General features: G+C 69.4%; 13 protein-coding genes. 6 read left to right on the plus strand and 7 right to left on the minus strand.

What is annotated here, in order from left to right; translation table 11 throughout:
• The first annotated feature begins 23 nt into the window (after positions 1-23).
• From AVL59_RS28770 to AVL59_RS56695, 4 genes are all read left to right on the plus strand, one after another.
• On the plus strand, positions 24-1877 hold the full coding sequence (locus AVL59_RS28770) for a peroxidase family protein (protein WP_067310081.1): 1854 nt from the start codon (positions 24-26) through the stop codon (positions 1875-1877).
• Between the two features lies 1 nt (position 1878).
• Entirely contained in the window at positions 1879-3909 is a 2031-nt protein-coding gene (locus tag AVL59_RS28775; protein WP_067310083.1) for a trypsin-like serine peptidase, read from the plus strand.
• Positions 3910-4024: 115 nt separating this feature from the next.
• A complete protein-coding gene (locus AVL59_RS52655; protein WP_159400115.1) occupies positions 4025-4735 on the plus strand; it encodes a hypothetical protein in 711 nt (236 codons plus the stop codon).
• Positions 4736-5124: 389 nt separating this feature from the next.
• The gene (locus AVL59_RS56695; protein ID WP_079147045.1) at positions 5125-5400 is read left to right on the plus strand and encodes a sigma factor-like helix-turn-helix DNA-binding protein; all 276 of its coding nucleotides are present in this window, start codon (positions 5125-5127) and stop codon (positions 5398-5400) included.
• Positions 5401-5775: 375 nt separating this feature from the next.
• On the opposite strand, the gene AVL59_RS55075 is transcribed toward AVL59_RS56695, so the two are convergent.
• The gene (locus tag AVL59_RS55075) at positions 5776-5973 is read right to left on the minus strand and encodes a hypothetical protein (RefSeq protein WP_067310087.1); all 198 of its coding nucleotides are present in this window, start codon (positions 5971-5973) and stop codon (positions 5776-5778) included.
• Here AVL59_RS55075 and AVL59_RS56700 point away from each other — a divergent pair.
• On the plus strand, positions 5879-6244 hold the full coding sequence (locus AVL59_RS56700) for a peptidoglycan-binding domain-containing protein (protein WP_372450315.1): 366 nt from the start codon (positions 5879-5881) through the stop codon (positions 6242-6244). The two genes, AVL59_RS55075 and AVL59_RS56700, sit on opposite strands and share 95 nt — an antisense overlap.
• Positions 6245-6442: 198 nt before the next feature.
• Here the strand turns inward: AVL59_RS56700 and AVL59_RS28795 are convergent, their stop codons facing one another.
• From AVL59_RS28795 to AVL59_RS28805, 3 genes are all read right to left on the minus strand, one after another.
• Positions 6443-8167, minus strand: a complete 1725-nt coding sequence (locus AVL59_RS28795) for an acyl-CoA dehydrogenase family protein (RefSeq protein WP_067310090.1) — start codon at positions 8165-8167, stop codon at positions 6443-6445.
• 97 nt (positions 8168-8264) lie between these two features.
• Positions 8265-8837, minus strand: a complete 573-nt coding sequence (locus tag AVL59_RS28800; RefSeq protein WP_067310093.1) for a PadR family transcriptional regulator — start codon at positions 8835-8837, stop codon at positions 8265-8267.
• Positions 8838-9256: 419 nt separating this feature from the next.
• Positions 9257-9451, minus strand: coding sequence for a hypothetical protein (locus AVL59_RS28805; RefSeq protein ID WP_067317901.1), 195 nt, complete (start codon positions 9449-9451; stop codon positions 9257-9259).
• Positions 9452-9715: 264 nt separating this feature from the next.
• Here AVL59_RS28805 and AVL59_RS28810 point away from each other — a divergent pair, with 264 nt between their 5' ends.
• Entirely contained in the window at positions 9716-10747 is a 1032-nt protein-coding gene (locus AVL59_RS28810; RefSeq protein WP_067310096.1) for an alpha/beta fold hydrolase, read from the plus strand.
• Positions 10748-10832: 85 nt separating this feature from the next.
• Here the strand turns inward: AVL59_RS28810 and AVL59_RS28815 are convergent, their stop codons facing one another.
• The 3 genes from AVL59_RS28815 to AVL59_RS28825 form a co-directional block, all read right to left on the minus strand.
• Positions 10833-11312 (minus strand): hypothetical protein, encoded by a 480-nt coding sequence (locus AVL59_RS28815; RefSeq protein WP_067310098.1) that lies wholly within the window; start codon positions 11310-11312, stop codon positions 10833-10835.
• A gap of 56 nt (positions 11313-11368) precedes the next feature.
• Positions 11369-11917 (minus strand): CGNR zinc finger domain-containing protein, encoded by a 549-nt coding sequence (locus AVL59_RS28820; RefSeq protein ID WP_067310100.1) that lies wholly within the window; start codon positions 11915-11917, stop codon positions 11369-11371.
• 139 nt (positions 11918-12056) lie between these two features.
• Positions 12057-12905, minus strand: coding sequence for an SDR family oxidoreductase (locus AVL59_RS28825; RefSeq protein WP_067310101.1), 849 nt, complete (start codon positions 12903-12905; stop codon positions 12057-12059).
• Positions 12906-12932: the final 27 nt, after the last annotated feature.

The following is a 12932-nucleotide window of genomic DNA, read 5'->3' on the forward strand; positions in this document are numbered from 1 at the left end:
GGAGCCACCCAAGGAGTACCGCGATGAGCACGCACCGAACCGCCCCACGGCACCCCCCGGCCGGATACCGCACGTCACTCCCCTGGCGGATCATCACCAGTGCCGCCCAGTACGTCGACCGCCGCATCGGCTGGGACAGACTGCCCGTGCCGGCAGGCCTGCTGACGCTCTTCGGGCTCCGTGTCCGGCTCCGGCAGAAGAACCTGTACGACACCGGTCAGCTGCCCGCGATCGACCAGCCCGAGCCCGCGCCCCCGTCCGCGAGCCACCAGGTCAACCGGAGCGCCGACGGCAGCCACAACGACCTCGGCGACCCACGCATGGGCATGGCCGGCACCCGCTTCGGCCGGAACATTCCACTGGAGGCCATCGCGCCGGCCGCGCCCTCGGACGTACTGGCCACGCCCAGTCCGCGCGAGGTCAGCCGTACCCTGCTCACCCGCGACGGGCTCATCGCGGCCGAATCCGTGAACTCCCTGGTCGCCGCCTGGCTCCAGTTCATGATCCGCGACTGGTTCAGCCACGGCACGAGCCCCACGGACCGGCCCTGGGAGGTTTCCCTGGTGGACGACGACCCCTGGCCGGAACACCCCATGAAGATCATGCGGACCCCGGACGACCCCACGCGTGACCCCCAGGCGCCCCGCGGAACGCCCGACACCCGCGTCAATGTGTCCTCCCACTGGTGGGACGCGTCCCAGATCTACGGGAAGAACGCGGCCGAACAGCACCAGTTGCGCACCGGAGAGCGGGGCAGGCTGCACCTGTGGGACGACGAGCAGGCACCCGTCCCGGCCGACCCCTCCCAGGACCCCATATACGTCCCCGGCTTCTGGTTGGGCCTCGCCATGATGCAGGACCTGTTCACCCGGGAGCACAACGCGATCTGCGAGCATCTGCACGGCGCCTACCCGTCCTGGAGCGACGAGGAGCTGTTCCAGCGTGCCCGGCTCATCAACTCCGCTCTCCTCGCGAAGATCCACACCGTGGAGTGGACACCGGCCGTGATCAGTCACCCCACCACCGTCAAGGCGCTGCGCGCCAACTGGTGGGGCATCGCGGGCGAGCGCGTCCACGACCTGTTCGGGCGCATCAGCGACAGCGAGGTCATCAGCGGCATCCCCGGCGGCGAGACGGATCACTACGGCGTCCCGTACGCGCTCACCGAGGAGTTCGTGGCGGTGTACCGGATGCACCCGCTGGTCCGCGACGAATGGCATCTGCGTGCCGTCGCCGACGACACGACCCTGCGCCACTGCACCCTGCGCGACATCGCCGGGCCGGGAGCGCTGAAGTTCCTGGAGACCACGGAGATGGCCGACCTGCTCTACAGCTTCGGCACGCTGCATCCCGGACTGGTCACCCTGCACAACTTCCCCAAGTTTCTCCAGGAGTTCGAGCGCCCCGACGGGCATCTGCAGGACCTCGCCGCCACCGACATCCTGCGCTCCCGGGAACTGGGGGTGCCCCGCTACAACGAGTTCCGTCGGCTGCTGCGGCTCAAGCCCGCGGAGAGCTTCTCGGAGCTGGCGCACGATCCGGCGACAGCCAAGCAGTTCGAGCGGCTCTACGACGGCGACATCGAGAAGGTCGACCTGATGGTCGGGCTGTACGCGGAGAAGCTGCCGGCCGGTTTCGCCTTCAGCGACACGGCGTTCCGCATCTTCATCCTCATGGCCTCGCGCCGGCTGAACAGCGACCGGTTCTTCACCACCCACTACACCCCCGAGGTCTACTCCAAGGCCGGCATGGCCTGGATCGACGACAACAGCATGGTCACCGTTCTGCTGCGCCACCACCCGGAGTTGCGTACGGCCCTGTCCGGGCTGACCAACGCCTTCGTGCCGTGGCACAGCACCGCACCGCCGGAGACCTGAGATGCGAACGACGGAAAGGACAGGTCAGGAGCGCGCACGCCAGATCGCCGCGGCCGCCGACCGGTACCGCGCGACCAGCGACGAGCGCACGGCCGCCGAGCGGCAGATGGACGCCGGCGTGCCCTTCCCCGACTCCCGGCAGGCGCTCGCCGCGCGCGCCACGCGTCTGCTGGACCGGCATGCGGTACCCGCCGCGATGGCCGTGGAGGCCGTGCGCGCGGAACCGCTGACCGCGCCCGACGCCTACGAACGCATCCTCGGGGTGTCCAAGGAACTGCAGGCGTGGAGCTTCCTGCCGCGTGGTGCCCGGGCGGCGCGTACCGTCGCCCGGATATCGGTGCGGGAGAACGGCCGGGAACTCCCGCTGGGCACCGGGTTCCTGGTGTCGCCGAGCCTGCTGATGACCAACCATCATGTGCTCGCCGACGCGGACGCGGCACGGCAGTGCTTCGTCGAGTTCGACGCCCAGGTCACCGTCGACAACACCCCGCAGCCGGCAACGCGGCTGGAGCTGGCTCCGGACGCGTTCTTCGTGGCCGACGAGCACCTGGACTTCGCCCTGGTACTGGTCGCCCCGGACCCCGGCGGGCGGCCGCCGGGGGAGACGTTCGGCTGGAACCGGCTCAGTGCTCAGCCGGGCAAGCTGGTCATCGGCGAGCCGGTGAACGTCATCGGCCACCCGATGGGGCGTCTGAAGGAGATCGCCGTCCGCGACAACATGCTCCAGGTGCGGCTCGACGACTTCCTCCACTACAAGACGGACACCGAGCCCGGCAATTCGGGCTCCCCGGTCTTCAACGACCAGTGGGAGGTCGTCGCGCTCCACCACAGCGGAGTGCCGAGGACCGACGACCAGGGGCGTGTCCTTCGCGGGGACGGGCAGGTGTGGCAGCCGGGTGACGGCGACGACGCGATCGACTGGGTCTCCAACGAGGGTGTACGCGTCAGCTCCATCCTGCGGCACCTCGCGCAACTGCCGCCCGACGCGCGGTCGGGCCCACTGGCGGACATGGGCACCGAGTCGGGCCTGGGACCGGGACTGACGGAGTCCGCCGCACCCGCTCCGACGCCCGCCACCGCCGTACCACCACCGGCCGCCAGGACGGCGGTCACGCACACGGGCCTGCGCGCCCGGGACGGCGCGTTCGGCGGCGAGCGCCATCTGGTCTTCCTGCACGGGCGCTCCCAGGAGGGCAAGGACCCGGAGAATCTGCGCCGCGAATGGACGGGCGGCCTCAACCAGGGGCTCGTGCGCGCCGGGCTCCCGCCGGTCGACCCGGCCGACGCCTGGTTCCCGTACTACGGCGACCGGCTGGTCCAGGCGCTGCCCGCACACGAGGCCGTACCACGGGTCACCGAGGCCACGATCCTCTCCCCGGCGGAGGCGGTCGCCCCCTCGTCGCCCACGGCCCGGGCGGTGTACGAGGAGATGATCGGCGAGGCGGCCGACAGATGGAACGTGCCGCGGGAGAGGCTGCCGGACGCCGAACGGCTCACCCTGGGCGACATCGTCGGAGGCCTCCACCGGCAGCTGGGCTGGCTGGCCGCGAGAAGCGACCTCGACGCGCGGACCATCGCCCTGATCCTCCATGACGTGGCCGCATATCTCGACGACGGGCACGTCAGGGACGCGGTCCTGGACGCTGTGCTGGAGACGCTCCCGGAGGACGGGGAGGTGGTACTCGTCAGTCACAGCCTCGGCACGGTGGTCGGCATGGACCTCACCACACGGCTGTCGCCCGCGCTGCGCACGATCCACCTCACCACGGCGGGCAGCCCGCTGGGGCTGGACAGCGTGTACAAGAGGCTGCTCATCGGCGGGCCGAAGCGCCCCGACGTGGTGACGGACTGGCTCAACGCGTGGAACCCGTCCGACGCGGTGGCCATCGGCTGTCCGTTGGCCGACGAGTGGGCCGGCACAGTGACCGACGTCGCCGTCATCAACGCCCGCGACCGGGCCCACAACATCGCGGAGTACCTCTCCCACCCCGAAGTCGCCGGGGAGATCGGCACCCGCCTCGGCCTCGGTTGATCGCGTGCGTCGCAGATCCGGAGACGGGCGGCCCGACGAGGTGTCCCGGCAGCAGGCGGTCGAAGCGGAGGCGGCCGAGAACTGACGTGTCTTAGGTGTCGAGTACGGTTCTGGCGTGTCCATGCCTCCGGCGCCGCAGTCGCCGTACCAGACGCCTCTTTACCCCTGGGGCGCCCCACCACAGGCCCCGCCGGAGAAGAGCCGGATCGGCCTCATGGTCGCGATCATCGGCGGGGTCTTCCTCCTGATCGTCGCGCTCCTGGCGACACTGATACTGGTCGGGAAGAAGGTCGACAGCAGCTATCCCCGGGCCGAGTTCGTCCTGGCCGTGCCCGGGACACTGCTCGACGGCGGCTACGAGCTGGCCAAGGACGACTCCCCGGTCCAGGGCCGGAAGCTGGAGAGGAGCTGGCGGCTCGACTGGGACGCCAAGGCCGTCCACGGCGTCGTGGCGGTGTACCGCCCGCACAACGGCGACCGGGGCGATCTGATCGTGACCGGCATGTACGGCCGGTTCAGGAACACCGGGCAGGTGCGCGCCCGCGTGCTGGCGGACAACGGCAGCAGCACCAGCCGGGCGAAGGCGGTCGTGCCGCCGAAGGACGTCACCCCGTCCGGCTCACGCATCAAGGTCGACTGCGAGGTGGTGACCCGGACGTGGGCCGACGGGGCGAGCCTCACCTACCCGGTCTGCGCCTGGGCGGACGGCAACACCTGGGCACGGGTGGCGGACATGACCTTCCACACCGCCATGAACGTCGACCTGAAGTCCGCTGCCAGGACCGCACTCCGGATCCGCTCCGAGATGCTGAAGCCGATGAGGTGATCGTGCCGCCGACCGTGCGCCGAGAAGGACGTGCGGCGGGGAGCCGGGCAGTTCCTGGATGCCGAGGAAGCGGACGCCGACGATGTGGAGGACGTACGCGGTCAGGGACATCGACCCGACCGCGATGACCGGGCGGGGGAAGGGCACGGACCACAACCTGAAATGTTCCTTAAGCAATCCATAAGCCTGGTCACCCGACCATTTCTTACCAAGGGTTACAGCACGCGGCACGGGTAGCATGCCGATGGCTGGAACCCATGGGGATCGCGCCGATACCACTGCGATTGCCCTCCCCCGTCAAGGAGCACTGAACAAATGCGTGGCAACTCCTATTCGCCGAACGGTCGCTCAAAAACTCGCGGCGTAAATTCTCGCGAATCCGGACACTCATGGGAGCTCTAGCGCGAAGCGTCGTGATCCACAGGTCGGAAGAACCGGATCGCACGCCGGCCGCCGTAGTCGTCGCGGACGCCCTGGCCAGCCTGCCCCACGCATATCGCGAGGCCCTCGTCGAGTCCTACGCGGCCGGCCGCACCACCCGGCAGACCGCGAAAGCGCTCGGCCTCCCTCACGACACGGTGAAGTCGCGGGTATATCACGGGCTATGGCAACTCAGGCGAATACTGCAGGAGCAGGGATGGTCCGGCGAGACGCCAGGCCGGTGAACTCGACCCACATAGGGCGATGGGCGTCTGTCCTGGGCGGTACAGGAAAGCAATCTTTGAAATGAATCAATCCAGGCCTGTGTACGGTGTCAGTCCAGAGCCGTATACACGATTCGTGCGGCCAGTACTTCAGGACCAGGTGGCGGACGTACCGCAGGCTCAGCTCTTCGATGAGCGGAAAGCTGCGACCGAGGCCACGACCGGTTCGACACACCTGGAAAGGAAACGCGGGCGCAGGCGCCATCGTCGTCGCCGCGAGGCAGGCTGGAGCAGATCGGCCCTGCTGTACCCGGACGCCGTGGGTGCCGGTCTGCTGGCAGCGGCGGCGTTGACCGCGGCGCTCGGCAGTGACTGTACGGACCGTCCCCCGGTCACTCAGGGAAGGGCGCCGATCGTGGCCCCTGCCGAAAGGGCGGCGCCGTCGGCCTCGTCGGCCGCATCGGGCCCTTCATCCATGCCGAAGACCGGACCTACGGCGGTGTCGTCCCGGCCGAGCGGACGACCGGCGTCGGCATCCACGGCCGCCCGGGAGTCGCGTTCGGCCCACTGCCGTGACTCCCCTTCCCGTTGCACCCACTCACTCGGCCGAGGCGACGTCGGCTCTGATGTCAAACGCCTCCAGCGATTCCTGTTCGGACAGGGCTTCACGTACGTCCCGGTTTCCGGCGTCTTTGACGACGCGACCTTCCGCGGTGTCGCCCAGTACCAGCGCAACCGCGGCATCACCGGCGACCCGCCGGGAGTGTTCGGCCCGGCGACCCGCACATCCTGGGAGGCCGCCGAACGGTCGATGGCACCGGCCCCGGCAACTGGCCCGCCGGGTTCTCGTCGCGTAGCCGGGTGACTGGCACCAGCCCCTGCCGAAGATCACGGTCGTCCGATGACGGGGGCTCGGCCGCTCTCGCGAGTCAGGCCACTTGCGTGTCCCGTTCCACGGCGGTGAGGCGTTCTTGCGCCGGTGGCCGTAGCCGGGGAGCTGAACCCCGACCGGCCGGAGGCCGGGGCCCACGCGGCCCCGCCTCCGGTGCTGCGTACGGGTCGTCTACGGGGCCATCTCGTACGCGCCGGACAGCGCCTCGACCCGCTGCCAGACCCGCTCCGTGCGTGCCTCGTCGACGACCGGCCGCCGGACCGAATCCAGCGCCCACTCCTGCTGCTGCTCGGTCGCCGAATCCTTGCCGTGCAGTTCGACGGCGTGTCCGGAGAAGTCCCGCACGAGGACGGCGAAGAGTTCGTCGAGCACGTCCTCGTCGAGTCCGGTCAGGGCGGCCTGCTCCAGGACGAGCTGCCCGTGCACGACGAGGGCGAAGAGCTGTCCGACCGCGAGGAGGAGGTCGAGATCGCGGCTCTGCTCCGCGTCGGGGGCGACCGTGGCGACGAACGTGCAGAGGGCATCGGCCTGTTCGCGGAAGCGGGTCACGTTGGGCAGGTGCGCGTACGCTCCGAAGGCGGGTCGCCAGTCGTGGAAGCGGACCGAGCCGAGGCCGCGGGCGGGCCCCTGCCGGAACAGGAAGTCGTCGTCCGCCGCGTCGAGGCGGGTCGGCACGCCGGGGTAGTCGGCCGGGTCGAGGAGGTGGTTGCGCATGAACTTCAGGATCAGGGCCAGGTTGACGTGGACCGTGCCCTCCAGCTTCGGCAGGCCGCGGATCTCCACGGCCGCCTGGGCGAAGTAGTTGTCCTTCTCGAAACCCTTGGCGGCGATCACGTCCCACATCAGGTCGATGACCTTCTCGCCCTCCGTGGTCACCTTCATCTTCGTCATCGGGTTGAAGAGCAGGTAACGGCGGTCGTCCGGGCCGGCGGAGCGGAAGTAGTCGACAGCGCGGTCGCTGAACAGCTTCATCCCGACGAGCCTGACGTACGCGTCGGTCAGCTCGCGCCGCACGTGCGGGAAGGCGGTGACGGGGCGGCCGTAGAGGATGCGATTGTGGGCATGGGCGACGGCCTCGTACATCGCGTGCTCGCAGATGCCGATCGAGGCGGTGCACAGGTTGAACTTGCCGACGTTGACGGTGTTGAGGGCGGCATCGAAGGCGGCGCGGCCCGTGTGCAGGATGTCCTCGGCCGCTACGGGATAGTCCGCCAGGCGGAACTCGCTGACGAACTTGGACGAGTCGACGACGTTCTTGACCAGGTGGTAGGCCGGGTGACGGCTGTCGGCGGCGAAGAATACGTAGCCGTCGGGGCCCTCGACGTCGCTGCGGCGGCCGAAGACGGAGACGAGTCCGGCGGCGTTGCCGTTGCCGATGTAGTACTTGGAGCCGGTGGCGCGGAAGCCGCCGTCGCCGTCGGGCTGCAGCAGCATGTCGGTGGAGTAGATGTCGGCGCCGTGGGCCTTCTCGGACAGGCCGAACGCGAACACCTCTCCCTGGGCGAGGAGTTCCGCGGCGCGGGCGCGGGCGGCGGCGTTGTCGCTCTGCCAGACCGGGCCGAGGCCGAGGATCGTGACCTGCCAGGCGTACCAGTAGTCCAGGCCGTAGAAGCCGAGGATCTCGTTGAGCGCGGCGATCCGGGCGGTGTCCCACCGCTTGTCCGGCTCATCCTCCGCCACGGCGGACGACGGCGTCAGGAAGGTGGCGAACAGGTTCTCCTTCGCGGCGAAGGCGAGGAAGTCACCGAGCCATGCGCGGGTCCGGTAGTCCTCGATCAGCCGCCGCTTCCCGCGCTCCTCGAACCAGTCGATGGTGGCGCGCAGCAGGCGGCGCGTCTCGGGGTCGAAGTGCGCGGGGTCGTACGTGCGCGGGTTGAACAGCAGCTGGTCAGCCATGGTGAGGGCGCCTTTCGGCTGGTGGACGGGCGGGAATCGGGAGGTCTGACGGCTGGAGGAGCCGGATCGGGAGGGTCGTCGGCGGGTACGGAGGCGGTCAGCCGCCCGGACCGAACCGGGCCAGCGTGGCGAGCACGTCGTCCAGCCAGTCGATCATCATCCGCTCGTACGCGATGCCGCCGCGCAGGACGACGTGCTGGAGTTCTCGTTCCGCGTCGAGCGGCGCCTCCGGACCGGCCGCGCCTGCCTCTGGTCCCGTGAAGTCCCGTACCTCGCCCGCGAGATAGTGCGCCAGCCGGTCACGGTGTGCCTGCCGGTGCCGCTCCACCTCGCGGATCAGGGCGGCGGGGTCGTCGAAGGCGGCGCCCCGGATCTTCACGGCCAGGTCGTGGCGGACGCTCTCGGGCTCGATCGGATCGTGCAGCCAGGAGGAGAGCGCGGCCCGGCCGAGGTCGGCGACGGAGTACTCCTTCTTGTCCGGCCGGCCCTGCTGGGGGACGTCCCGGACGTCGATCCAACCGTCGTTCTCCATGCGCTTGAGTACGCGATAGATCTGTTGGTGCGTCGCGGTCCAGAAGTAGCCGATGGACCGCTCGAAACGCCGGGCCAGCTCATAGCCGGACCCCGGCTTCTCCAGGAGCGACACCAGGATCGCGTGTTCGAGCGCCATGACAACGATCCTTCTATGCAACTCGTTGCATAGCAACCCTCACCGGCTCCGATGCGACACGGCTCACCATTCCAGGGACGTCCGCGTCTCGGCCCGAGCGATTCCAGCGCCCCCCTGCCCGAGCCGGAGCCGAACGGGGGCGGGCGGAGCAGCCGAGTACAGCGGCGCAGAGGCCTCACCGCGTGGCGCGTGCCGCCTTCTCGATGACCTCCGCGACAAGGCGGGGATGCAGTGAACGGGGTCGAGGGCGGTGGGGAGGATGGAGCTCGGGTACTTGTTCGTCAGAGCCGTTCGCGGTGACGGCGAACGTACCGACCGCGGCACCCGCCATCACCGTCGCGAACCGCCGCCCGCGCACACCCCCGGAACTGCCGGTGGCCGCGCAGGCGCCGGCAGGGCCGTGAGATCCGGCTCGCCCCCTACAGCCCCAGGTCCAGGGCCAGGCACGAGTAGTGGCTCCAGGAGGTCTCAGGGTCGTACGAGGCTGTCACCCCACCGCTCCGGCCGGCTTCCACCTCTTCGGTCATGTCCTCGAAGCGGACGCGCTCGGGAAGCCGCCCGTACCGCCCGTGCCGCACCGCCGCGGCGGGGTCCGTCATCGATTCCTCGTCCATGGCCGAACTCCTCTTCATCGTCTTCTTCATCAGTCGTCGCTCTGGAGGATCGACGGCATGACGCTCCCTCCAGAGCCGCTCCTCCCATTGGTAACCACCCTGACAGGTGACGCACACCGCCACAAGCCTCATCACCATTCGAATCGGTTACTGAAAATACTTCGTAACCTCTTTGACTGGTGACGTACTCTGTGTCAGGGTCGGCCCTGCACGCGAACTCGCGGCACCTGTGCGGCACTTGCCCCGACACACGGGAGGCTTCACGTGATCAACAGGCGTACCTTCAACACGGCGATGGCTCTGGGCGCAGGAGCGGCCGCCGTCCCACCGGCCGGTCCGCAGGGTGCTTCGAGCGCTACCCCGGCCCGCTCGGCCACCGCGGGCACTCACACCCGCTTCACCTCACTGAAACAGGTCAAGGCCGGGGTGCTGAACGTCGGTTACACCGAGCAGGGCCCCGCTCACGGCCCGGTGGTCATCTGCCTGCACGGCTGGCCCTACGACATCCACAGCTACGCCGACGCCGCTCCCCTGCTCGCGGCCGCGGGCTACCGCGTGATCGTCCCCTATCTCCGCGGTCACGGCACGACGCGGTTCCTGTCCTCCCGCACCGTCCGTAACGGGCAGCAGTCGGCGATCGCCCTGGACATCATCGCGCTGATGGACGCTCTCCACATCCACAAGGCGGTGATCGCCGGCTTCGACTGGGGCTCGCGGACCGGCGGCATACTCGCCGCTCTGTGGCCCGAGCGCGTCAAGGCCCTGGTCTCTGTGAGCGGTTACCTCATCACCGACCGCAAGGCCCAGCTGGAGCCGCTCGCGGCGGCCGCGGAGCACACCTGGTGGTACCAGTTCTACTTCGCCACCGAACGCGGCAAGAAAGCCATGGAGGACCACGACCACCGCCTCCAGCTGACCCGGCTCGTCTGGGAACTCGTCTCCCCGACCTGGAACTTCGACGACGCCACCTTCGCGCGCACCGCGGCCGCTTTCGACAACCCCGACTACGCCGCGATCGTCATCCACAACTACCGCTGGCGGCTCAGCGTGGCCGACGGCGAACGCCGCTACGACCGCTACGAGGAGAAGCTGGCCACGGCACCGTCCATCGCGGTGCCGACCATCACCCTCGACCCCGAGAAGGACCCCTTCACACTGCCCGGTGACGGCTCCATGTACCGCGACAAGTTCACCGGCAAGTACGAGCACCGGACCCTGACCGGCATCGGCCACAACCTGCCGCAGGAGGCACCGACGGCATTCGCCCAGGCCGTCGTCGACGCGGACCGCCTCTGACGGAGCCCGGCCGGGACCCGAAACGGCCCGAGGCCGAGCGGTTCCCGCGAAGGCGACCGAGAGGGGCTCCGCCTGCTCGCGGAGGTCAGTTCGTCGCGCGCTCCGCGAGGGTGTACGACACCGAGCGCTCCCGCTTGTGGCGCCGGATCCGTCCCTTCGCGACGAGTGATTCAAGGGTGTTGCGCACGACCTGCGGGGTGGCCGTACGGTCCGGGTGCCGCTCGGTCAGCTCGTCGCGCAGGTCCTTCGCCGACCGTGGCTCGTCGTGGGTGCCGAGCAGCTCGACCAGGACATCTCCGAGCAGAGGCTGCCGGGACTTGCCCATCGCGGTGGCCTTCGCCCGGGCGGTGGCGGGTCGGTGCTGTGACTCCACGGGCACGGGAGAAGGGTGCGCTTCCTCGTACCGTTCGGCGAGCGTCAGGATGTCCATCAGGAGGGCTTCCTCCTGCTCCAACATCTTGATCTTCTCGGCCAGTTCGCGCTGTCGGCGGCGGTTCTCCGCCAGATCCGACACGGCTTGTTCGACGTACCGCGCCCGGAGCGAGGCGGCTGATCGGCTGGTCACAACCGTTCACTCCCCCGTGAGTGCCGGATGACGCCGCGCGTCGTACCTGCGCGACATCAGCTCTGCACGCCGTGTTGGCGTGCCCGGTAGGCGGCGGCCTTGACCCTGTTGCCGCACGTTCGCATGGCGCACCACTCCCGTCGGTGGCCTCGTGAGCGGTCGAGGTAGGCCTGGGTGCACTCGGGTCGGGCACACTCGCGCAACAGCGCCGCCTCGTCACCCCCGACGATCTCGACGGCCTCACGGGCGAGGGCGGCGAGTCCCTGGACAGCCGTGCCCGTACGGGTCGCGCCGTCGGGCCCGAGCCGCACGGTCACGGGGAGTCCCGCAGCCTGCAGGTTCACCTCGGCCACCGCCTCGGCAGGCAGCGGACGCCGCTCGATCCGGGCCGCGACCAGGGAGTAGATCGCCTCACGCAGGTCCAGGGCGATGGCCAGGTCGGCCTCGCTCGCGCCGGGCGGCAGATCGAGCATCCCGGACTCCATGAACCAGTCGTCGAGCAGTGCCGGAGAGGCGAGCTTCTCCATCGGCTCGGCGTTGCGTCGCGCCCGCAGCGTGCCGACGAAGTCCAGGGGAAGCGTGCCGCAGGGAAAAGCATGGTTCACGTAACCATACTGACGAGTGACTCACGCATGTGCAACATCCTGCCCGTGACACTCTTCCGCAGGTCACCTGTTAGACGAGTTACGACACTGCGCGGGTGGTGATCACGCTTGCCCCGCGCCGTGTCGCGCGCGGGTCGGCTCAGCCGAAGATGCCGATGTTCTCGTTCACCCATGTACGCAAGGTCAGCGGCGCCGTGCCGGTGATCTTCTCGACGGAGTCGGAGATCTTCCAGTCCCAAGCGGCGGATTGGCGCTTGAGCTCCAGCAGGGCCTTGAGGCGCGGGCCGCCCCAGCCGAGGCGGTCGAACTCTGCCTGGGTTTGGGCGGCGGTGCGCTCGACGACCTTGATCTCCTGGCCGAGAGCCTCGCCGACGATCTCGCCCTGCCGCTCGGGGCTGAGAGCTTCGCCGCCGGTCAGAGTGTAGGCCCGGCCGTCGTGGCCGGCAGTGGTGAGGACCTTGGCGGCCACGGAGGCGATGTCACGCGGGTGAATCATGGCGGAGACCGGGTCGCCTTCGGTGACGTACATGGTCCGCTGCTTGGCGATGGTGTCGGCGTAGCCGTGGAGGTAGATCATGAAGGTGCCGGGGCGCAGGATGGTCCACGCCAGGCCGGACTCCCGGACGATCTGCTCGCCGGCGCGGTGGCCCGAGGTGAGCGGGTCGGTGGCGCCGAAGCCGACGCCGCTGGTGGAGAGCTTGACCAGGTGTGTGACGCCGGCCTCGCGGGCGGCGGTGACGAGGGTGGTCTCCTGGACCGGGCCGTCGGCGCCGTAGCCCGGCGGGACGACGAAGACGCGCTCGACGCCTGCGAGGGCGGCGGGCAGGGTCTCCGGCTTGTCGAAGTCGCCGGCGACGACCTCGACGCCGGTGGGGAGGCTCGCCTTCTCCGGCGAACGGGTCATGGCCCGCACCGGTACGCCTTCGGCGGCGAGCCGGGTGACGAGTTCGCTGCCGACGTTGCCGGTGGCGCCGGTAACCAGAATCATGCGTGTGTCTCCTTCGGGAGGATGTGG

Source organism: Streptomyces griseochromogenes, from assembly GCF_001542625.1.
Lineage (GTDB): Bacteria > Actinomycetota > Actinomycetes > Streptomycetales > Streptomycetaceae > Streptomyces > Streptomyces griseochromogenes.